The following is a 21951-nucleotide window of genomic DNA, read 5'->3' on the forward strand; positions in this document are numbered from 1 at the left end:
ACTATTTACCTTTCAGCATGACAACAAGCAGAACCAGCACTAACAGCGCAGCAATACCACCACCGATATAAAGCAGGGTGTTATCTTTCGCTACAAGTGAGCCTTGAGGGGTTGTAACAGCGTTGCCGTTATTATCAACAACGGGTGCGTTAGGTTGCTGGGTCGTGTTTGGGTTAGATGAATTGTCATCATCACCAAACAGCCAATCGGCATTTTCACCCACGCTATCGAGCGCACCGCCCCCAAACTCTAAGAGGTCATCAAAAAAGCTCATATCGGCTCCTTAGCTTCGACCCGCGAGCATTTCAGGGCGAACCACTTTCACCGATTCAACCAAAATAGGGATTGAGCCTGCTACGTCACTCGTTGTTACTGAGAACTTCAAGTTAGAGCTGTGCTGTGTTGGAAATAGCTCATCGATAGAGAAGCCACGCACAATAGGGTCGAAATGAAAGTAACCCGCTTGAGGTGTACGTTCGTTACGCTTGGCGTTCGCTTCATTGATAAACTTGTTGGCTTCGTACTCTTTAACAAAGTCGCGCTCAACTTCGAGTTTAGTGATACCCGTGTGCATGAAGTGCGCACGACGTAAACTAATCAACGGGCTTGATACTAGGCTTGTGAATTCGTTCACCCCTGCCGCGTTCGCTGGCATGGTTTCACGCTTGACCATTGGCACGATGATTCGTGCAGGTTGCGCATTCGTCACCCACGCATGGACTTGAATCGATAGCGGGTCGCCACTGGCTTTCGCTTTGAACTGGACATCTAAGTGAATGTTGTCACCCGCTTCCGTCACCAGCCCCGTGTAGCGAACACCATTTTTAGTACGTGCGGAAATATCACTAAATGGGATCACGTAGTGGCCTGTTGTATGAGCACGTTGTTTGTAACGCTCAAGCATCAAAATCTCACTGCCCGTTAAGACATAGATTTCTTCTGCATTAAGCGTGATAGACAAACGCTCAATATCGGCTGCTTCGGCATTGGTCTCTAGTACCAGCTCCTGATAAGTAGGGCCAACAGGGATAGGTAACGTACCTTTTTGCCCCCAAACAGCACCGACCATAGAATTGAGTTTGATTGGTTTTACTGACATGTTTAACTCTCCTTAAAACCAGCCACGCTTGCCGTTAATGAGTTCTTTGACTGCTTCTAGCGTTGATACGTTATTGATGATGGCAATCACCAGTAAGGTCAGTACTACAGCAATCAACATGTTTTTATGTTGAGCTTTCATGAGTTCCCCTGTCTCTCGACGTTGGATTGTGAATAATCAAATTGAGCGTTTATCAAATAGGAGTGAGGTTAAAAAAGGAAGGGAAAGTAACCTATAGGTTGAACGGGTAACCTATAGGTTAAAAAGGTCGATTAACGGTAGTTTAAATTGAGCTTAGAGCCGGACTGACAGTTAAACGCTTTGTGCTCGATGTTGCCGATACCATCGCCAATCAATAAGTATTCGGCTATCGGTTTACCAATGCGTTCTTTATTGATCTTGGCAGATTTCAGCCCCGCCACGATATTCACATCCAACCCGCGTTTATCCGCTATCCAGTGAGCATCACTCATTGAATTAACCGCGCCCACCCACCAAACGCTTGATTGTTCAGTCACGGTTTTGGGTACTTCTTGCCCACGTTGAAAAACCGTATGCACCACCAGACCATATTGACGACCACCACGCAAAAGCTCACCCGCACGCCCTCGAAGCTTGCCCGAGGTTTCAACACATGACGCCAATTCTTCGATAACGGTATAAAGCTGACTAGCCCGACCGTTACCCACCGACCACACCACTGACGCAAAGAATTCTAATTCGTCGCCCGTTGCCCCGTTTGCTGGAATGTAGGCAAGCTTGAACGAGCCACCGCGACGACGCGCCATAATGAGTGTTTTGACAAAGGTTAAACGTGATGAAGTACCGTGACACATTTGACCTTGGAACTTACTCCCTGCGTAGTTGGTGTAGGGGTCAAAAAAGACCGCTTGAGCCGTTTTAGGGATTAATCCCAAATGCTTAACGGCTGAGGTTTTACCCCCTCCTGTTCCCGCCACATAAATAGTGTGCTCAGCATCATGTGACGGGTTCGAATTAACGGGGTTCGGTAGCGCTAGGGGCTTCGGCTTTTTCACCGTCCACCTCCTTTGATTGTTGCAGCATGGCCAATTGCTTTTTAGAGGCATAAATCAAACCAAGAACCGCAAGTAATAAGGTCGCCTCTTCGATGTAACCCCCAAACACGCCCATAAGCGTACTACCGTGTTTTGCAAAGACAGGCTCAGCCGCATCCATCACCGCTTGCTTACCTTTATCGTCAAACTCAAATTCAACTCCCGAAATGATGGAGGTCGCTTGCTCGGTTAAGGCAAACAAAATATTCAGTAAGCCTGCCATAGCTTCCGTTTTATCTTCGGTTACCGTTTCGGTTGGCTCGGTTAAGCCAACTAAATCGCTCTCGGTTTTCTCTTGTTCTTCAAGCTGATGAATAACGGAGCCAAAATCCCCCCAATCATCAAGTTCAACTTGTTCACCTTGTTCACCTTGTTCACCTGGTAAGGTTTCGTTAACTTGCTCCATGCTCACCCCCTTGCGGTTGTTCAGCTGAGGCTTTCGGTAGCAGTTGAGACACCGCCCAAATGATAAAGATAACCGACGCTAACCCCGTGATTACTCGTTTAAAGGGGAATTTACTTGGGGTCTTTTCTGTTCTTTCATCATCGACCGTTTCGGTTATCTCTCGGTTGGAAACCGCGTCTTTACTGACTACACCCATTTGCACCAATTCGGTTAACTCACTTGCATCGATAGGGTTAGGCTCGGTTATCAAATCCGACTCAATAACCGAACCTTTTTCGGTTGGGTTCGGTTTAAGTTCGGTTAACTCAGCAACGGAATTAGCTTTGATGAACTCCGTAACCTTTTTGCTATTCGAACTGTTACCGCACTCAGGGCAACGGTAATACATCAATCCAATGTTACGGCTGTTTTTTGGTGGCTCACCAGACGCGATCAATTGCCCCTCACCCACTTGGTGAGTAGTGGCGGCAGACTGGCAAACAGGACAAGCAATATACCCACGAACAGGGTTTTCATATTTAGCCATGTTTCACCTCGACGCTTTCCACATCACCAAGTTGCTCTTGGTTGGCTACAACGACAGCGCGGTACTTATTGCGCGCCACTCCATTGAGTTTTTCGAGTTGCTCTAATTGCTCAAATAGATTGACGGGAAGCCCTAAAGCTTCGAGTGATAAGTTGCCACTCATCAGCATTCCCATGGCTTTTTTCATGAGCTTGCTGGTATCCATTTCTTTGAAGCGGTCAATTTCTACTTTCATGTTGGCGGTGAGTCTGTCAGCCGCGTCCAACGCAGCTAAATCTCGCTGACACTCATCAAGCGATAGTATTTTCATTTCAATCCTCTGTCTCACGACGTTGTTTAGTGTTTAGCCCCTGATTCACATCGTTGGCAATGGTTTAATACACAATCAGACGGTTGTTTCTAAAACTGATACTCGTGTATTTATCAATTTGAACTTTGGCTCCCCGCATCAGCGGTGAGATTAAGCATTGGACTCCCTCTACGCTCCATCCGGTCACGCGTTGAAGATGTTCAACTAAGGGAGAGTTACAGTTATTTTCAGTGCTCCAAGGTGAGACACTCCGCGCCTCTTGAAGACGCTTCACGTCTTTTTTCTTAACGAGCGAATAGCACTCGCTAGACGTTTCGATAAGACGACCGAGCCAAGAAAAGCCGATCACCTTTTTGGTTGTTTCACCGTATTGGTTTTGTTTTGATTGGTAGGCCACTTTTGCACTATCAGCCAATTGGCAGAACAGCGACCACTTCGAAGAATCTGCCGCTTGGCGCAGCTCTTCGAGCTTTGGGTCTATCATGGTCTGTTCCGGTTTTGCCCTGCGTAGATTTCGCCAAAGGGAAACAGGCTTACCACCAAATTGCTGAAACTGACGGATTCGGTGAGTGGAAGCCCAAGCACGAGCACGATAAGCAGATTCTTCACCCTCGTTTTCTGGCATGTGCTTACCGTTGATGTTCTTCGAGACGTATTTGGCAATATAGGCAGTCGCCCCGCCCTTTTTTGGATCAGCCTCTTTCACATCAAAACGAGGTGAAATATCAGAACCTAGTTCGTGCTCATCCTCAGAGATAGCGCACGACTTTAAGGTTTCGATAATGAAGTCTTTATCGTCAGGCGAACAAAACAGAAAGTAGTGAGCATGACTGGTCGCATCTTTGTGTGGTTCAGCCACTCGAAAACCAAAGTAATGAATCTCTTCTTTGGCTATTAGTGCTCGGCCTAATGCCCATTGCTGCATGAGAACTTGGTGACCGTCTTTGATACTCGCACCATTCCACTTTTTAGAAACTCGGTGGTATTTACTCGGCAACGTCCAAGTAATAAAGAGCGCGGTATAACCTAAGTCTTGAGCTAGTTCTTCAAACCCGCGAGAACGCACCATCATTTCAATACGGCGGTTTTCTGGGTTCGCGGTCGTTCGCTTGACCACATCTTCAAGATTGAAAGAATCGCCCGTCTCGTTATTCATCACTGCCATAGTTTCAAGGAACGCTTTAGCGTCTCGCTGTTTCTGTTTCCAGTTGGCAAATGACAAAGCACTGATCACCGGTGACTGATGTTTTCCCTCACCAACTCGCTCAAGCGTGATTTGTGAATACTCAATGTATTGTGCTCGGAGGTGTAACAAGCGTCCCTCAATCCAAGACTCGGATTGCATCTTTAATACGGCTACCTGTAGGTCTTGTTCTAACTCTTCCGGTTTCTTGTCGCGCTTTTTAAGGTTCACTTGTGGCGCGTTAACATGAATCGTTTTTAGTTCAGCTTCCTGCAATTGGTAAACATGCTCTATCGCATCTAAAAAGCTTTTGAATACTTCGGGTTGGCTTTCTTCGGTAAGCAGTAACGCGCACTTATCAGCGAACGTTTTTGCTAGTTCACTAACGGCATCATCACGCATCAAAATATCGTGGCTTAAAGGTTGAGTTCGGCTCTTAGCGCGACTATCAACAAACGGGAATTTGTCTTCAATGAAGTGCGCTCTTTTCAGCCCAAATTTAACGGCATCTTCTGCCGCTAATATCAGATTTTCTTTGGTCGGGTTTTGGCGTTGTTTACGCTTGGCTATTTTGCGCTTCACATCGTTACGCACGATTTTAGGCAAGCGAGGAAAGAAGCGTTTAGTGAACGCAGAGTAACGAGTGAGTTCCCCTGCGTCACTTTTAGCTTCCATGTTAGCAAGTGCGGCTATCATCGCTTGTTCGTTCATTACAGCCCCGTACACGAATTATTTGTGCAAACGTAATTCATCGGTCTAGCTTTACGCTTTGAACGCTTCGATAAACCATGTTTTTCACGTAACTGCTCTATCAAATGAATAGAGCGTTCGCGTAGTTCTGGTTTTGGGTCAACCATGCCAAGCATATCTGGACAAGGTAGGTGGATCGGGTCAGATACCTGCATGTCTATTCCTCCAAGCTTTCCAATAAAATGGTGGCTTCTAGGAACTGGTTATAGATCGGGTATAAAAATTCAAACTCAGGTGAAGACTCGCTTAAACAAGACAAGCGACCTTTAATAATCATGAAAAGCTCTCTGGCTTCACTCGAATGAGAAAGGTCTACGCTAACGCTGTGAATTGGAGTCGCTACATTATTCATGCTCAATCCTCCTACCCGTTTACCGATAGCCAATCACACTTGGCCACTGAATGACGCTCATCAATGTAAGCAGCTAGGTCTTCAATCTTGATTAACGACGGGCTGCGCTCTGAATCACGCAACTTGAAGGTAGGAACGGGAAAGTCACAAGCTTTCGCTCTTTGCTCTGCCGTCTTAGGGGTGATACCAAAAAACTCTTGGCTGACTTGTTTAAGTTCTACAGTAGGGCTTTCAAATCTAGCGAGTAATGCGAAGTTTGTGTTCATAAATCACCTATGCAATTATGGTGAGTTAACTAAGAGCAACTATAATTAACTCAAGAATGTCTCAATGTCGTCATGAGACATTATTGGATCATAATTTATACATTGCAACACCTTTGAGCACGCCGGAGCATTCAATGAGCATCGTGGACGAACAAATATCTGAACTTAAGAAACTAACCAAAACTTCAAAAAATACTGACTTATCAAAGGCTTTGGGAGTTTCAGCATCAACCATTCAAACGTGGAGAATGCGCGGGAAAATTCCTGAAGATATTTTTCTAAAAGCGAACGAGATCGCAAAAAGTGGCTCATTGACTCCAAAAGGCTATTTGGAGTTAAAGTTCTTCGATATTGAGGTAAGTGCTGGGCATGGTGCGCTTGTTGAAAAAGAAGAAGAATCTAGCGCAATGGTTTTTAGTGAGCGATTCATTAGGCAAGAGCTTGGCTTTAACCCAAACAACGTTTTCTTAATGCCTGTCCGTGGTGACAGCATGATCCCTACTCTTAAAAACCAGAGCATCGTAATGGTGAACCGCGTTGATGGTTTTTCTACTGATGGGATTTACGTATTCAGATATGACAATCGACTGATGGTGAAGAGACTTCAATTTCTACCAAACGGAATCAAGGTAGTCAGTGACAATAGTGCTTATGAAGCATGGGAGCTTGGAAAGGAAGAGATTAAAGGTAACGACTTCGAGATCATCGGTGAGGTGGTTTGGTCAGGGCAAAGAATGTAGCTTCTAAAGTCTACTCCACCAATGCTAAGAAATAACATCCAATTTTAGAAACAAAAAAACCACCTAATTGGTGGTTTTTTTTTATTTCTAAGATGCCGCGGTAATAGGCTCTGCAACAAAAACAACATCGAATTTCGAGTCGTCTGGATCAATTGACCACAACTCTTCATCATCAATATTACTACCTGTATAAACAGTACGGCCATCTTCACCATAAGGGTGAAAATCAAAAGAGCTAGAATCAAGCACATAAACTTTGAGTTTATCTGAATCCTTTGCAATTTTTTTCCAAAGCGCCTTACCACCTTCGTACTGCTCATTGTCAGAAACAAGTACCATACCCATATCAATCGCTAGTGTTTCATAAATAAAAGTAGCCAAACCAAAATCACGTAATCTAGGTTCAACAACAACACCGCGAACTTGTGATGGTTCTTGTTGCCAAAAGCGTTCAACAGCAAAAGACTCTTTCTCCTGCCACTTCGTGCTCTCAAGCTCAAGAGATGCGATCACAGGGAAACGACCATTAGCATTTGATTCATTTGATATAACTGATGCAACTAATGTCGATTCGTCCCAGTACAGGTGTGACTGTACGCCCGCAACTTCAATAGATGAAATAGCAGCAAAACGTCGCTCAATAGCGCTAGCACTGTAATCCGTTGGGAGTATCGGCATATTAGATTCCCCTTGAGTTAGAACTGGCATCAATTAACCTTAAATAGTATAGACTATGACCATCATACCGATCATTTCTCTGCAACTCAATACGTATGTAATTGATATCTATAAGGTGAATTAAGTATTAAGTATAAGGCTAAATAAGAACTTATGACTATTGTCCTGTCACCTACCCTTAGAGGTTAAATTTTAACCTCCTTTCTAGCTTAAACACAAGGTTACTTTGAAATAGATTGTTATCTTATACTTAAGAAGTACAGTCAATAAAGGTTTAATAAGTACGCATATAGTACGTCTAGCTTGCTTTAAGGTATTGGTATTGCTTAAAAGTGAGTCCAATCGAGCATTGGAGCGACGGACAACCTACATGAATGTGTCATGGCAAAGTACCCTAGTAGCGAGTCAAAAAAATATGCTGGAATACCCAGCAAAAGCAAGGTCGGCTATTGTAAATGCTATGCTCTGTTTGTGCTATATGAACTTTACCTCATAATTTTTTACAAACCTATTCACCAAATCTCTAATTCAACCTCATTAATCAGTTATGCCTTGAGTCACACTGTCATTTTGAGTTACCTTGTCTTATTCAAAGTCGTGGGTCACAATACGCTCTGTACCTGACTTTAATAGAAATCATTGGCTCCCAAAACGTAGTAACCTAGAAATAAGGTATGATTAGGGATGTCCGATTGAATGGTGAAAAATTTGGACCACACATTAATAGAGCAAGTTGAAGGGATATGCGCATCGCGAGGCGTTAGATTAACACCTCAAAGAAAGCGAGTGTTTGAGCTCATCCTCTCTAATAAAAAAGCCTCCAGTGCTTATGAATTATTAGAGCAGTTGAAAGTCAGTGAACCACAGGCCAAGCCTCCTACAGTTTATCGCGCTTTGGATTTCTTGTTGGAACAAGGTTTCATTCACCGAGTTGAGTCAACCAATAGCTTCATATGCTGCTGCTCTTGCAATGCCAACAAACATTTCTCCCAACTACTGATCTGCGATAAATGTGGCACTGTGATAGAACTGCAGGACGATGCGCTTGTCACCCTACTCGCCAGTAACGCTGAGAAGCATGGCTTTCAATTGACGAATCATGTCATTGAATCGCATGGCATTTGCCAATCTTGCTCCTCCGAGATGAAAGAATAAGATTATAGAAGAACATTATGCGCGCTGAATTTGTAAACCCGTTTTTAGCTTCTTTGATGAACGTATTAAAAACGATGGCTTCTCTAGAATTGAAGCCACAAAAACCGAGAGTTAAGAAAGATGAAATCGCTCGTGGTGATGTATCCGGCCTAATTGGTATGGTGGGTACACAATCTCGTGGCTCTATGTCGATCACCTTTGATGAAGGTCTCGCTCTGGAAATCATGGAAAACATGCTCGGTGAACGACCAAACGGCCTCAACGAAGAAGTGACCGATATGGTGGGTGAAATCACTAACATGGTGACTGGCGGTGCAAAACGTATTCTTGCGGAAAGCGGTTTTGACTTCGATATGGCAACGCCAATCGTGGTTTCCGGTAAAGGTCATACGATTCGTCACAAGTGTGATGGGGCAATCATCATCATGCCTTTCTCATCTCAATGGGGTAATGCTTTCATCGAGATCTGTTTCGAATAACAGCTGTTTATTTCTAGCAGTACTGAGTATCAAATCAAAGAAGGTTGGCATAATGCCAGCCTTTTTTATTGCCTGCGATTTAACCATTACTTGCTCTACAGATACAAAAACGCCAACCCGAAGGTTGGCGTTTTTTTGGTGCTATCAACTCAATTAAGCTTTAAGCGCTTTAAATGCGTTGATTAGACCGTTCGTTGAGCTGTCGTGAGACGTTACTTGAGCATCGTCAGCAAGCTCTGGAAGAATTTGGTTTGCTAGTTGCTTACCTAATTCTACACCCCATTGGTCGAAGCTGAAGATGTTCCAGATAACGCCTTGAACGAAGATCTTGTGCTCGTACATCGCGATTAGGTTACCTAAAGAGCGAGGGTTGATTTGCTTAACAAGAATTGAGTTCGTTGGGCGGTTACCTCCAAATACTTTGAAAGGTACTAGCTCAGCCACTTCTTCAGCTGTTTTACCCGCAGCTAGGAATTCAGCTTCTACTGTTTCTTTGGTCTTACCGAAAGCTAGCGCTTCAGTTTGAGCAAAGAAGTTAGACATTAGCTTCTGGTGGTGATCAGATGCTGGGTTGTGGCTGATAGCAGGCGCGATGAAGTCTGATGGGATCAGCTTAGTGCCTTGGTGAATCAGTTGGTAGAACGCGTGCTGGCCGTTTGTACCAGGTTCACCCCAGATGATAGGACCTGTTTGGTACTCTACAGGGTTGCCTTCACGGTCAACAAACTTACCGTTCGATTCCATGTTGCCTTGCTGGAAGTAAGCAGCAAAACGGTGCATGTATTGATCGTAAGGTAGAATTGCTTCTGACTCAGCGCCGTGGAAGTTGTTGTACCAAATACCGATAAGCGCAAGGATGACTGGAATGTTGCTTTCAAACTCAGTTGAAGCAAAGTGGTTATCCATCTCGTGAGCACCTTCTAGTAGCTCAACGAAGTTATCGAAGCCAACAGATAGTGAGATAGAAAGACCGATTGCAGACCATAGTGAGTAACGACCACCAACCCAGTCCCAGAATTCGAACATGTTGTCAGTATCAATACCAAACTCAGCGACCGCAGTTGCGTTCGTTGATAGTGCTGCGAAGTGTTTAGCAACGTGTGCGTTATCACCCGCTTCAGCTAGGAACCAATCACGAGCAGAGTGTGCATTCGTCATTGTTTCTTGAGTCGTAAATGTCTTAGATGCTACTAGGAACAACGTTGTCTCTGGGTTAAGAGGCTTAAGTGTCTCAACAATGTGAGTGCCATCTACGTTAGAAACGAAGTGCATGTTCAGGCGAGTTTTGTATGGCGTAAGTGCTTCAGTCACCATGTATGGACCAAGGTCCGAACCGCCGATACCGATGTTAACTACATCAGTGATCTCTTTACCTGTGTAACCTTTCCACTCACCAGAAACGATGCGGTGCGTGAACAGTTCCATTTTCGCTAGTACTGCGTTCACTGCTGGCATTACGTCTTTGCCATCAACCATTACTGGGTTGTCGCTACGGTTACGTAGAGCTGTGTGAAGTACTGAACGACCTTCAGTCTTGTTGATTGCATCACCACCGAACATTGCTTCAATTGCAGACTTAACTTCAGTCTCGTTCGCAAGAGCAAATAGGTGCTGCATAGTTTCAGCATCGATAAGGTTCTTAGAGTAATCCACTAAGATGTCAGAACCGAAACGAGTAGAAAAGCTCTCGAAACGCTTTGCATCTTGAGCAAACAGTTCTTTCATATCCATATCTTGAGCAGACTCAAAATGTGCAGTTAGAGCTTTCCACGCTTGTGTATGCGTTGGGTTGATATTTTTCAACATGGTATCTATCCCGATGTTACTGTAGGTTTTATTCTAAACGTCACCTGGGTGATGAATAGAACCCCCGATTAGGCGAAAGTTTATATTTTTCTGTGATGACCAAACCGCGTCACCACTGAAAGATTCTTTGTAATTTTTTTTCACGACGTATTATGCCGCATATGAAGAGCTGTACCTTGAGATAAATCAGGATTAGATTTCCTGATACAAGAATCGGTACTGACTCTAGCTCTAACATAATTAAATGTGAGCGATACCTGATAAATTCAAGTTCAAAAGATAGCGTTAAACCACTTTTTTTCCAAATACATTATAAAGGATGGCGTATGTGGATTCAGAAGACTATACACCTAAATTCACGAAAGCGTGGATTTCATCTCATTACTGATGAAATTGAACAACAGATATACGATATCAATTCTTTATCTGTTGGTTTATTACATCTTTTTATCCAACATACCTCAGCCAGCCTCACATTAAACGAGAACGCAGATCCTACCGTCCGTACTGATATGGAGTCGCACTTTAATAAGTTTGTTCCCGAGCGAGCGCCCTACTACAGACACACCTATGAAGGCGATGATGACATGCCTGCCCACATTAAAGCATCGACACTTGGCACCAGTGTGACAATACCGATTAGCAACGGTCGTTTAGCTTTAGGAACATGGCAAGGCATTTACTTAGGTGAGCATCGAGATTGTGGTGGCAGCCGTACTGTAATTGCGACTATTCAAGGTGAGTAATCATAATTACCCAAGAGCAATAAGCTCTTAATAAACAGAATGATAAGTAACAAAAAAGGGTGACACGATTATGTATCACCCTTTAACAATAAGAAAAATCTAACGGCTAAAGCTTTGCTTAGTTTAGATAGGCTTAGAAAGGCTGGTTTATCATGACCCTAAAGGTCCCTTCGTCACCACCTCGCGCCAACTCAGCACGTACAACAATGCCTTCCACTTGGAAACGCACCGCGCCACCTAAGCTCCATTTCATGTCTGAGTGCAGTGTTTTGATGTCGTACTCATCCGCAACGCGCCCGACTTCGGCAAACGCTACCCATTGCCACCAAGGCAAATCATAGTAATTAATCAATGGGATATCACCCAAAGGTTGCCAGTCAGGAATCACTCGGTACTCAGCAGAGTAATGAACCGCAGAACGTCCGTGGTAGCGACCTCCGGTATAACCTCGTAAGCGATATAAACCACCAAGTCGAGCTTGTTCCGTTTCCGGTGGACGAGCACAATCTTGCCCAGAACAGTTATCCCATGTAGGCGTGTCAGCCGTATAGAAATCGAGTGCCACGACTTGTTGGTCGAACAGGTCACCTAAAGGGCCTAATGCGAAGTACTGACTGTTTTGGAAAATCCACTTGAGCCACAAGTCATCGTTAGACCAGCTTTCTGCTCCGGTGGTGAATTCCAGGTTAGTATGAGAGCCCGTGGTTGGGTTACGTGTGCTATCACGGTTATCCCAATCCAATGCCAGACTAAAGCCTGTCGCCTCTTCCGTGTTGTTTAAACCTTCTAGCTCACGTGCCGTATAAAAAGGCGTGAAGATAATCGAGCTGACACCCGATTCGACGGGCGAAGCAAAGCTCACATCTTTGATTGGCTGAAAAGCCCCTAGCAAGCCATGTTCTGCAACATTGCCCCAAGGTAGCAAATACTTGAATTCAAACTGATAGTTTTGCTCTAGGCCATCGGCAATGGTTTTATCATCAATAGATGAATCGTTATCGCCTTGAGAGCCTATGTAATAAGGATTGTCGTTGAAGCGCGCTTGGTACATCTGAGTACTGAATAAAACATTCTCAGACAAAGCGTAGTTAAAGGCAGATAGAAAACCGACGTAACTGTCTTTGTCTGAATAAAGCGCCATACCAAACAGAGCGGCTTGAGGTTGCCAAACACCCTTTGCGACACCCGCAACCCCAAAGGTATTGCCCAAAGTTTCAGTACTAAAATAGAAAGGGACAAAGGCTGAATCTTTTTCTTCACTCACAGCGGAAGAAGAAAAGCTGACACCGAGTAATGTAATTGCAGACATTAGCCAGTTTCGAGTCGTTCGCTTGAACATAATTTACTTATCAAGATCCATGATTACTTCACATACTCCATCGCAACACGCGAAGTCAGCTTAGTAACTAACTCGTAAGCGATAGTGCCTATATGTTCAGCCACTTCTTCTGAAGGTAAATCTTTACCCCACAGAGTCGCTTCATCGCCGACTTTATCTGCCGCATCTGGGCCTAGATCAACCGTTAGCATGTCCATTGATACTCGTCCTGCGATCGGGGCTTTTCGACCGTTAACGAACACTGGAGTGCCATTAGGTGCAGTACGAGGATAACCATCACCGTAACCAATCGCGATAACACCAACCTTGGTATCACGTTCACTGGTCCAGTTTCCGCCATAACCCACACTTTCACCGGCTTTCACATCGCGAACTGCAATCAGGTGTGAGGTCAGGGTCATCACAGGCAAAAAACCAAGCTCTTGCGCTGATTTATCCACAAACGGAGAGACACCGTAAGAGATGATTCCCGGACGAACCCAATCAAGATGGCTGTCTGGCCAAGCGAGCAAACCCGCCGAGGCAGCAAGTGAACGCTCCCCTTCACAACCTTCGGTAAGAGACAAGAAAAGCTCTGTCTGTTCAACTGTGGTTGCTCTATCCAGTTCATCAGCACAACCGAAGTGGCTCATGTAACGGAGAGGTTTGGCAACATTCGCACATTGATGCAAACGCTCAACAAAGTTTTGATATTGCTCAGGGCGAACACCTAATCGGTGCATGCCACTGTCGACTTTGAGCCATACCACAACGGGTGTTTCCAAATCTGCATTCTCTAGCGCGCTTAATTGCTCTTCACAATGCACCACCGTTTGAATGTTATTGGTCACCAAGATTGGTAAATCACCCGAAGAGTAAAACCCTTCCAGCAACAAAATAGGTTTAACAATGCCACCAGCACGAAGTTGTAGCGCTTCTTCAATACGCGCCACACCAAAAGCATCAGAGCTTTTTGAGTGCTTGGCGATATGCAGTAAGCCGTGTCCGTAGCCATTGGCTTTCACAACAGACATGACCTTGCACTGAGGAGCCTTCGACTTTATCTGGTTCAGGTTATGTTCGAGCGCGTTTAAGTCAATGCTCGCCGTCGCCGCTTTCATGTAAGTCATTAGCGATTACTCATCATCAAATGCAGGGCCTGCATAGTTATCAAATCGGGAGTGTTGGCCTTGGAACGTAAGACGAACCGAACCGATCGGACCGTTACGTTGCTTACCAAGGATTATCTCAGCGATGCCTTTCAATGAACTATCTGGGTTATAAACCTCATCACGATAGATGAACATGATCAAATCGGCATCTTGCTCAATCGAACCTGATTCACGTAAGTCCGAGTTTACTGGGCGCTTATCAGCACGTTGCTCTAGGGAACGGTTAAGCTGAGAAAGTGCTACGACCGGAACGTTGAGCTCTTTTGCTAGCGCTTTCAATGAGCGAGAAATCTCGGCGATTTCAAGAGTACGGTTATCAGATAACGAAGGTACACGCATTAATTGAAGGTAATCTATCATGATCATAGAGATACCATCGTGTTCACGAGCGATACGTCGAGCACGAGAACGTACTTCTGTTGGCGTTAGACCCGAGCTATCATCGATATACATATTCTTCTTATCCATCAGAATACCCATACTCGACGAGATACGAGCCCAATCTTCATCGTCTAACTGACCAGTACGAATCTTGGTTTGGTCTACGCGAGAAAGTGACGCAAGCATACGCATCATCAACTGTTCGGCTGGCATCTCTAGCGAGAAGATTAAAACCGGTTTGTCTTGCTTCATCGCTGCGTTTTCACACAAGTTCATCGCAAACGTGGTTTTACCCATCGATGGACGAGCAGCAACAATAATTAAGTCAGAGCCTTGTAGACCTGCTGTTTTCTTGTTGAGGTCGTTGAAGCCAGTATCGACACCTGTCACACCATCTTGCGGCGTTTTGTACAGGATCTCGATACGCTCTAGTGTTTTCTCTAGAATGCTATCAACGTTTTGTGGACCTTCGTTTTCACTTGCACGGCCTTCGGCAATCGCGAAGACTTTACTCTCAGCCAGATCAACAAGTTCTTCCGATGTACGACCTTGAGGATCATAACCAGAATCAGCGATCTCATTCGCGACACCAATCAGGCTACGAACAAGTGCACGTTGCGCTACGATATCCGCATACGCATTGATGTTTGCGGCACTTGGTGTGTTTTTCGCTAGGTCAGCTAGGTAAGCAAAGCCACCCACTTCTTCAAGTTGCTCACGCAGCTCTAAATGTTCAGAGAGTGTAATAAGATCCAGAGGAGAACTTTCTTCAAGGATATCCTTTACCGCTTCAAAGATGAGACGGTGAGGACGGCTATAAAAGTCTTTGGCCACAACCTTTTCGGCAACTGTATCCCAGCGTTCGTTATCTAATAACAAACCGCCAATAACAGATTGCTCAGCTTCTAATGAATGTGGCGGGACCTTGATGGCGTCCACCTGATCGTTGGCTGATTTCTGACTTTTGGTATCCACTATGACTACACTCAATAACTAATAATGATCGTTCATTATACCCAAGAACATCCGTTTGTAATCCGATCCTATGAGTTTGTTTTATTCTTCAGGAAGAATTTACCTATTGCTGACGGAATTAACCAAGGGTAGCATTACGATCCTTCCATTCACTCACTGTATAACTAGAGGTATGCGTGTCCAAATTATTGGCTCTGAGCACTGGTCTTCTAAGCACTGGCCTCCTGAGCGCTCCAATGGCCTTAGCTGATGATGCTAAAGCCTCTGTTGATGCAATCCTCGACTCTATAGTGGTTCCAGAACCTACTGCTGAGCCGATCGTCGTTGCACCGACACCTGAAGAAAAAGATATGGATATCGCACCGAGTGATGCTAGTGATACAGAACTGCCGAGCCCGCTAAAAACGGAAGTTGAATTTGGATATCAGTCGCATACTGGTAATTCTGATTCACGTTCGCTTAACGCACGCCTTAACGGTGAGTACACGGCTGGCCGTCATAGAACCAGTGGTGAATGGAAATACTACAACCTCTACAAAGATGGCGAAGAGGATAAAAGGCAATCGACTTACTCAGCTCAGAGTGACTACAAGTTAAGCCCTAAAACCTACCTTTACGGCAGCTTTAAAGGAGTCGACTCGCGATACAGTGCTTACTTTAAGGACTACACAATTTCGAGTGGTCTGGGTTACCAGTTTTCAAATACCGAAAAGTTTGTGTTAGAAGTCGAAGTGGGCCCAGGTTTTCGTTACCAAGAACCTAACCTTGATGAATTAGACGACGATGACATCATCTTCCCAGAGATTGTTGAAGAGGCAATTTTCCGTGGCAACGTGAATACGTCTTGGCAGGTATTGAAGAATTTGCAGCTCAAGGCCGACGTGACGCTTGTCTCTGGTCACAGTAACCTAAAGTTTGATACTGAACTCGAAGCCATCAATGATATCACTGACAATATCGCGCTGAAGATCGCACACTCTCGCCAGTACCACGATAAAGTGCCTGAAGGGTTAAGCAAAGAAGACTCTGTTCTATCGATCAACTTGCTATTCCAATTCTAATCTTAGGCCACTTCTAACCTTGAGAACGGCTTGCTCAGCAATAACAGCTTATGGATCACTATAAGCTTTTTACCGATTGTAGCCCTTCCTTATACTTCCTATATTCCAGACATAAAAAAACACCAGCCGAAGCTGGTGTTTAAAACTTTCAAAAGAAAGAATTCGTCTTGGTACTGAAATTACTCAGCTGCAACGATAGCGATTTTCGCAGTAGCAAAAACTTCAGAGTGAAGTTGGATGCTTACTTCGAATTCGCCGATGTTACGTAGAGCGCCTTCAGGTAGGCGTACTTCGCTCTTAGCTACTGCAACACCTGCCGCTGTAATAGCGTCAGCGATGTCACGAGTACCGATAGAACCGAATAGTTTACCTTCGTCACCAGCTTTAGAAGCGATTGAAACGCCTTCTAGAGTGTTAACGTTCTCTGCACGAGCTTCAGCAGCAGCTAGTTGCTCAGCAACTTTAGCTTCTAGTTCAGCACGACGAGTTTCGAACATAGCAACGTTGTCTTTAGTTGCCATAACTGCTTTACCCTGTGGGATAAGGAAGTTACGAGCGTAACCAGATTTAACGTTTACTTGGTCGCCAAGGCCACCTAGGTTACCGATCTTATCAAGTAGAATAACTTGCATTATCTTAGTCCTCTTAAACTATTATTAACTATTACCGATTACTGATGCTTGTCAGTGTACGGTAGTAGAGCTAGGTAACGAGAACGCTTGATAGCGCGAGCTAGTTGACGCTGGTACTTAGCGCTTGTACCAGTGATACGGCTAGGTACGATTTTACCAGCTTCAGTGATGTAGTTTTTAAGAGTTGCTACGTCTTTGTAGTCAATCTCTTGTACGCCTTCTGCAGTGAAACGGCAGAATTTACGACGACGGAAGAAACGAGCCATGGGCTATCTCCTGATCTTAAATTTAGTAAAGCGGTCTTTCACAATTATCGAAATAACTATCAATGACCTAAAACAAGTTGAGAATTTTTTAAGGCGTTAAGCCAAAAAAGAATTACTCAGCAGCTGCTTCTGGTTTAGCTTCTGTACGCTCTTCGCGACGAGGAGCACGCTCTGCACGCTCTTCTTTTTGCTTAAGCATAATAGATTGCTCAGTCACAGCGCCTTTAGTGCGCATGATCATGTTACGTAGAACTGCATCGTTGAAACGGAAAGCAGTTTCTAGCTCGTCAATCACTTCTTGACCAGCTTCAACGTTCATAAGAACGTAGTGAGCTTTGTGAAGCTTGTTGATTGGGTAAGCCATTTGACGACGACCCCAGTCTTCTAGACGGTGGATAGTACCGCCAGCTTCAGTGATAGAACCAGTGTAACGCTCGATCATGCCAGCAACTTGCTCGCTTTGATCAGGGTGAACCATGAATACGATTTCGTAATGACGCATTTGGTTGCTCCTTACGGATTATTAGCTTCCACGAGTGGCCCGGTCGTCCAGAGGAAGCAAGGAACTAAAGATAAATGACCGAGTTTTAAGGACGGCAAATATTATAGAAAGAACCCTGTATTGGCAAGCGGTATTTGGCGAATAATGAAACAGTTTTTCTTTCGCCATTTAGGGGCTGTTAATCTTTCGAGCTGGTTTTTGCAGTTCTTTGTGGGAAATTTATACAAGGCAGAGGCTTTGACGTGTAGCTAGCCTACATAAAAAGCCGATAACGCAGTAGAAATGAACCACAAAGGCTGCCCGAAGGGTTCGGCTAAAATCGGTTTATGCTTTGTTGAAGAATATTTGCTTAGAATGACTAGGCTACATATTCTTCGCCGCGCCTAAAACGATTTTATCTCGAACAAAATTCAACCACGAAAGAGCAACAGCCCCTTACCATCTGTGATTCTGTCAATTTTTCACTCTATGCCCTAAAAACAAACGCCCACCAGCAAGTGGTGAGCGTTAATAAATTCATAGACTTAAAGTCGTTTGCCTTTTAACTCAGCTTAACGCTATTGAGCTAGGCGCTGACGTACCGCTTCGAACAGACAGATGCCTGATGCTACCGAAACGTTTAGGCTCGACACACTGCCTGCCATTGGGATCTTAATTAGGTCATCACAGGTTTCGCGCGTTAGACGACGCATACCGTCACCTTCTGCCCCCATAACGACCGCAAGAGGGCCTGTTAGCTTCGCTTGGTAGATATCATGTGTCGCTTCACCTGCCGTACCCACAAACCATACGCCCTGCTCTTGCAGTGCACGCATTGTGCGAGCTAGGTTGGTTACACGTACTAACGGAACCGTTTCTGCTGCGCCACACGCAACCTTACTTACTGTTGCCGTTAGCGGCGAAGAGCGGTCTTTCGGTACGATAACAGCGGCTACACCTGCAGCATCTGCATTACGTAAGCAAGCACCTAGGTTGTGAGGGTCTGTTACGCCGTCTAGAACCAACAGCAGAGGTTGTTCGTGCTGCGCAAGGATATCGTCTAGGTGAGTTTCATTAAGCTGCTTAGCAGGCTTCACCTTAGCAATAAGACCTTGGTGATTTGCACCCTGCGCTTTTTCATCAAGCGGCTTACGGCCCATTTGTTGAATCGACACGCCAAATTGCTGCAGTTGATTCAGTAATGGAAGAAGGCGATCGTCTTGACGACCTTTAAGCACGTACGCTTCAATAAAGCGTGCTGGATCTTTTTCTAGTACGGCTTTCACCGCGTGAATACCGTAAATAAATTCGTTACTCATTGTCTCTGGTTACTCTTATTGCTCAGAGATGAAGGCATCAAACCCGACGCACCCACCTCTGTGTTGTTTATTCCGAGAGCATGCATCTTCCGCCTGATACTCTCGCATTAAATTAAATCAGTTAGGCGCTAAACCTGATTAGCAGAGCGCCTTATTAACCTTAAGATTTATCAGTCTTAAGACTTATCAGCCTTTGGCTTACGGCTTGCAGCACGCTTTTTCTTTGCGCGAGCTTTCGCAGCACCGGTTTTGTTCGATGATTTTTTCTTCTTAGCTGGGCCTTCGCTGCTTCCATCAGGTCGCTTAGTTGGCTCAACCATAGGCTTCGCTGATACGCCCGGCTTATTACTCTTCACTGCTGAGCGCTTCTTGCTTTTCGCCTTTTTCATCGCTTCTGCTGCACGCTTCTTGGCTGTTTTGCCTTTACCACGCGGCTGACGATCAGTGTCTTCTAAGTCAAAGTCGATTTGGCGAGTTTCTAAGTTAACCGCAGAAACCTTCACTTTAACCGAATCACCCAAGCGGTAGATATTACCTGAGCTTTCACCCACTAGACGCTGACCAACAGCATCAAATTGGTAGTAATCATTCGCTAGCGCTGAGATGTGTACCAAGCCATCAATGTGCAGTTCAGTTAGACGAACAAAGAAGCCAAAACCAGTCACGTTAGCAATTACGCCATCCATCACTTCGCCAACATGGTCTTGCATGTATTCACACTTCAACCAGTCGTTTACTTCACGCGTTGCGTCATCAGCACGACGCTCAGTCATTGAACACTGCTCGCCGTAGAAGTCCATATCATCGAAAGTGTAGTGGTAACCACCGGTTGGCGTCCAACGTTCGCTGTTACGACCGCCTTCTTTCGCAATAAGGTACTTAATCGCACGGTGCAATAGCAAGTCAGGGTAACGACGAATCGGCGAGGTAAAGTGAGCATAGCGTTTAAGGGCTAAGCCAAAGTGACCCGCGTTATCCGCGTTGTAGACCGCTTGCTTCATTGAACGAAGTAGCATGGTTTGGATTAACTCACGGTCTTCACGCTCGTTAATCTGTTGCATCAGTTGTGCATAGTCGACTGGTGATGGTGACAAACCACCTTCCAGCGTTAAACCTAATTCACTTAAGAAGCTCTTGAAGCCCATTAAGCGCTCTTCGCCCGGAGTTTCGTGAACACGGTACAGAGCAGGCTCTTTCGCTTTCTCTACGTAAGATGCCGATGCGATGTTCGCCAGAATCATACACTCTTCGATGATTTTGTGTGCATCGTTACGGATTACCGGTTCAATACGGTCGATCTTACGATCCGCATTGAAGATAAATTTGGTTTCTACCGTTTCAAACTCAATCGCACCACGCTCATCACGCGTTTTCTTAAGAACTTTGTACATTTTGTGCAGTTCTTCAAGATGAGGTACTTCTGGTTCGTAACGCTCACGAAGCTCTTCATTGCCATCTAAGATCGCGCCTACTTTGTTGTAAGTAAGACGAGCATGAGAGTTCATTACCGCTTCGTAGTGCTTGTATCCCGACAGCTTGCCTTTGTCTGAGATAGTCATCTCACACACCATACATAAGCGGTCTACTTGAGGGTTCAATGAACACAAACCATTTGAAAGCACTTCAGGCAGCATTGGTACAACTTGTGACGGGAAGTATACCGAGTTACCACGGTTAATCGCTTCTTTGTCTAGCGCCGTATCTGGGCGAACGTAGTAACTTACGTCAGCAATCGCTACCCATAGACGCCAGCCTCCGCCTTTCTTCGCTTCACAGTAAACCGCATCATCGAAGTCACGCGCATCTTCACCATCAATGGTAACTAATGGCAGTTTACGCAGGTCTACACGCCCTTCTTTTGCTTCTTCAGGAACATGCTCACCTAGGTTTTCAATTTGTTTATCTACCGCTTCAGGCCACTCTTGTGGGATCTGGTGAGTACGGATCGCAATCTGCGTTTCCATACCCGGAGCCATGTTTTCACCAAGAACTTCGGTTACTTTACCCATCATGTTACGAGAACGACCACCGCGATCCGTAATCTCAATCACAACCACATTACCCATTCGAGCACCGCCTTTATGCTCAGTAGGGATCTGGATGTCGTGACTAATACGCGAATCATCAGCAACAACGTAAGAATGGCCGTACTCTAGGAAGAAGCGACCAACAAGTGGCGTTTTACGCTCTTCAAGCACACGAACCAAGCGACCTTCACGACGGCCACGCTTACTGTTGTCAGTAGGCTGAACCAATACGTAATCACCGTGCATGATGGTTTTCATCTGATGATGCGGCAGCACGATATCATTGTCTTTACCCACACTGCCGTCTGGGCGAACCCAACCATGACCGTCTTTATGACCAATCACATAGCCTTTGATCAGTTCCATCTTCTCAGGCAATGCGTAGCACTGACGACGAGTAAAGATAAGCTGTCCATCACGCTCCATTGCACGTAAACGACGACGCAGCCCTTCATATTGTTCCTCTCCAGCAAGACCCAAAGCTTCGAATAGATCGTTGCGGTTCATCGGAATATTCGCGTCTGTTAGAAACGAAATAATGAACTCTCGGCTTGGTACTGGGTTATCGTAATTTTTCGACTCTCGGTCGGCAAAAGGATCAACAGTGGTTGTCGCTGTCGTGTTTTCTGACGTTGGTGTGTTTTTTGACATAGGCGGGCCTGCTTAAGCAAGGAAGGTATATACCCCTAGTATATCTGATGCTAGGGGTAAGCTACAGATATGCTTTAGAAAACACTCAAATAACCT

26 protein-coding genes are annotated in these 21951 nt (G+C 45.1%); 5 read left to right on the forward strand and 21 right to left on the reverse strand.

Annotated features, from left to right (window positions below; genetic code table 11):
• Position 1 precedes the first annotated feature (1 nt).
• The 11 genes from MSG35_RS23420 to MSG35_RS23465 form a co-directional block, all read right to left on the reverse strand.
• On the reverse strand, positions 2 to 274 hold the full coding sequence (locus MSG35_RS23420) for a hypothetical protein (RefSeq protein WP_004735826.1): 273 nt from the start codon (positions 272 to 274) through the stop codon (positions 2 to 4).
• A gap of 9 nt (positions 275 to 283) precedes the next feature.
• Entirely contained in the window at positions 284 to 1099 is an 816-nt protein-coding gene (locus MSG35_RS23425) for a major capsid protein P2 (protein ID WP_248385105.1), read from the reverse strand.
• Between the two features lie 12 nt (positions 1100 to 1111).
• Entirely contained in the window at positions 1112 to 1240 is a 129-nt protein-coding gene (locus MSG35_RS24075) for a hypothetical protein (protein ID WP_004735828.1), read from the reverse strand.
• A gap of 131 nt (positions 1241 to 1371) precedes the next feature.
• The gene (locus MSG35_RS23430) at positions 1372 to 2136 is read right to left on the reverse strand and encodes a hypothetical protein (protein ID WP_248385108.1); all 765 of its coding nucleotides are present in this window, start codon (positions 2134 to 2136) and stop codon (positions 1372 to 1374) included.
• Positions 2096 to 2581, reverse strand: coding sequence for a hypothetical protein (locus tag MSG35_RS23435; RefSeq protein WP_248385110.1), 486 nt, complete (start codon positions 2579 to 2581; stop codon positions 2096 to 2098). Before MSG35_RS23435 ends, MSG35_RS23430 begins: the two co-directional genes overlap by 41 nt.
• On the reverse strand, positions 2568 to 3107 hold the full coding sequence (locus tag MSG35_RS23440) for a hypothetical protein (protein WP_248385112.1): 540 nt from the start codon (positions 3105 to 3107) through the stop codon (positions 2568 to 2570). The genes MSG35_RS23435 and MSG35_RS23440 overlap by 14 nt, the downstream gene beginning before the upstream one ends.
• Entirely contained in the window at positions 3100 to 3417 is a 318-nt protein-coding gene (locus tag MSG35_RS23445; protein ID WP_054542928.1) for a hypothetical protein, read from the reverse strand. Before MSG35_RS23445 ends, MSG35_RS23440 begins: the two co-directional genes overlap by 8 nt.
• Positions 3418 to 3481: 64 nt before the next feature.
• Positions 3482 to 5311 (reverse strand): replication endonuclease, encoded by a 1830-nt coding sequence (locus MSG35_RS23450; RefSeq protein WP_102312364.1) that lies wholly within the window; start codon positions 5309 to 5311, stop codon positions 3482 to 3484.
• On the reverse strand, positions 5311 to 5505 hold the full coding sequence (locus MSG35_RS23455) for a hypothetical protein (RefSeq protein ID WP_248385114.1): 195 nt from the start codon (positions 5503 to 5505) through the stop codon (positions 5311 to 5313). The genes MSG35_RS23450 and MSG35_RS23455 overlap by 1 nt, the downstream gene beginning before the upstream one ends.
• Positions 5506 to 5507: 2 nt before the next feature.
• Positions 5508 to 5702 (reverse strand): hypothetical protein, encoded by a 195-nt coding sequence (locus tag MSG35_RS23460; protein WP_248385116.1) that lies wholly within the window; start codon positions 5700 to 5702, stop codon positions 5508 to 5510.
• An 11-nt stretch (positions 5703 to 5713) separates the two neighbouring features.
• Positions 5714 to 5968, reverse strand: a complete 255-nt coding sequence (locus MSG35_RS23465; RefSeq protein WP_017108645.1) for a pyocin activator PrtN family protein — start codon at positions 5966 to 5968, stop codon at positions 5714 to 5716.
• 134 nt (positions 5969 to 6102) lie between these two features.
• Between MSG35_RS23465 and MSG35_RS23470 the strand changes: the two genes are divergently transcribed.
• A complete protein-coding gene (locus MSG35_RS23470) occupies positions 6103 to 6708 on the forward strand; it encodes a S24 family peptidase (protein ID WP_102277782.1) in 606 nt (201 codons plus the stop codon).
• An 87-nt stretch (positions 6709 to 6795) separates the two neighbouring features.
• On the opposite strand, the gene MSG35_RS23475 is transcribed toward MSG35_RS23470, so the two are convergent.
• On the reverse strand, positions 6796 to 7386 hold the full coding sequence (locus MSG35_RS23475) for a hypothetical protein (protein WP_248385118.1): 591 nt from the start codon (positions 7384 to 7386) through the stop codon (positions 6796 to 6798).
• 696 nt (positions 7387 to 8082) lie between these two features.
• Between MSG35_RS23475 and zur the strand changes: the two genes are divergently transcribed.
• Complete coding sequence (zur, locus tag MSG35_RS23480; protein ID WP_017059941.1) at positions 8083 to 8541, forward strand: zinc uptake transcriptional repressor Zur; 459 nt, start codon at positions 8083 to 8085, stop codon at positions 8539 to 8541.
• 17 nt (positions 8542 to 8558) lie between these two features.
• Positions 8559 to 9020, forward strand: a complete 462-nt coding sequence (locus MSG35_RS23485) for a chemotaxis protein CheX (protein WP_017059940.1) — start codon at positions 8559 to 8561, stop codon at positions 9018 to 9020.
• Between the two features lie 153 nt (positions 9021 to 9173).
• Here the strand turns inward: MSG35_RS23485 and pgi are convergent, their stop codons facing one another.
• The gene (gene pgi, locus MSG35_RS23490) at positions 9174 to 10826 is read right to left on the reverse strand and encodes a glucose-6-phosphate isomerase (protein ID WP_248385120.1); all 1653 of its coding nucleotides are present in this window, start codon (positions 10824 to 10826) and stop codon (positions 9174 to 9176) included.
• Between the two features lie 326 nt (positions 10827 to 11152).
• On the opposite strand from pgi, the gene MSG35_RS23495 reads away from it, so the two are divergent.
• Entirely contained in the window at positions 11153 to 11572 is a 420-nt protein-coding gene (locus tag MSG35_RS23495) for a secondary thiamine-phosphate synthase enzyme YjbQ (RefSeq protein WP_248385122.1), read from the forward strand.
• A 133-nt stretch (positions 11573 to 11705) separates the two neighbouring features.
• On the opposite strand, the gene MSG35_RS23500 is transcribed toward MSG35_RS23495, so the two are convergent.
• The 3 genes from MSG35_RS23500 to MSG35_RS23510 are packed head-to-tail and all read right to left on the reverse strand — an operon-like array spanning position 11706 to position 15418.
• Positions 11706 to 12911, reverse strand: a complete 1206-nt coding sequence (locus MSG35_RS23500; protein WP_248385124.1) for a BamA/TamA family outer membrane protein — start codon at positions 12909 to 12911, stop codon at positions 11706 to 11708.
• A gap of 23 nt (positions 12912 to 12934) precedes the next feature.
• Positions 12935 to 14020: an alanine racemase gene (alr, locus tag MSG35_RS23505; RefSeq protein WP_065677853.1), complete on the reverse strand. Its 1086-nt coding sequence runs from the start codon at positions 14018 to 14020 to the stop codon at positions 12935 to 12937.
• A 6-nt stretch (positions 14021 to 14026) separates the two neighbouring features.
• Positions 14027 to 15418 (reverse strand): replicative DNA helicase, encoded by a 1392-nt coding sequence (locus MSG35_RS23510; RefSeq protein ID WP_016767560.1) that lies wholly within the window; start codon positions 15416 to 15418, stop codon positions 14027 to 14029.
• Positions 15419 to 15594: 176 nt separating this feature from the next.
• Between MSG35_RS23510 and MSG35_RS23515 the strand changes: the two genes are divergently transcribed.
• Positions 15595 to 16479, forward strand: coding sequence for a DUF481 domain-containing protein (locus tag MSG35_RS23515; protein WP_050652213.1), 885 nt, complete (start codon positions 15595 to 15597; stop codon positions 16477 to 16479).
• A 179-nt stretch (positions 16480 to 16658) separates the two neighbouring features.
• Here the strand turns inward: MSG35_RS23515 and rplI are convergent, their stop codons facing one another.
• From rplI to rnr, 5 genes are all read right to left on the reverse strand, one after another.
• Complete coding sequence (gene rplI, locus MSG35_RS23520; protein ID WP_048610692.1) at positions 16659 to 17111, reverse strand: 50S ribosomal protein L9; 453 nt, start codon at positions 17109 to 17111, stop codon at positions 16659 to 16661.
• Positions 17112 to 17149: 38 nt separating this feature from the next.
• Positions 17150 to 17377, reverse strand: a complete 228-nt coding sequence (gene rpsR, locus MSG35_RS23525; protein ID WP_000090472.1) for a 30S ribosomal protein S18 — start codon at positions 17375 to 17377, stop codon at positions 17150 to 17152.
• Positions 17378 to 17489: 112 nt separating this feature from the next.
• Positions 17490 to 17879, reverse strand: coding sequence for a 30S ribosomal protein S6 (rpsF, locus tag MSG35_RS23530; protein ID WP_004741278.1), 390 nt, complete (start codon positions 17877 to 17879; stop codon positions 17490 to 17492).
• Between the two features lie 557 nt (positions 17880 to 18436).
• Complete coding sequence (rlmB, locus tag MSG35_RS23535; RefSeq protein WP_009847889.1) at positions 18437 to 19177, reverse strand: 23S rRNA (guanosine(2251)-2'-O)-methyltransferase RlmB; 741 nt, start codon at positions 19175 to 19177, stop codon at positions 18437 to 18439.
• Positions 19178 to 19353: 176 nt separating this feature from the next.
• On the reverse strand, positions 19354 to 21855 hold the full coding sequence (gene rnr, locus MSG35_RS23540; RefSeq protein WP_050634935.1) for a ribonuclease R: 2502 nt from the start codon (positions 21853 to 21855) through the stop codon (positions 19354 to 19356).
• Between the last annotated feature and the right edge of the window lie 96 nt (positions 21856 to 21951).

It is taken from the genome of Vibrio sp. 1CM23M (assembly GCF_023161755.1).
Classification (GTDB): domain Bacteria; phylum Pseudomonadota; class Gammaproteobacteria; order Enterobacterales; family Vibrionaceae; genus Vibrio; species Vibrio coralliirubri.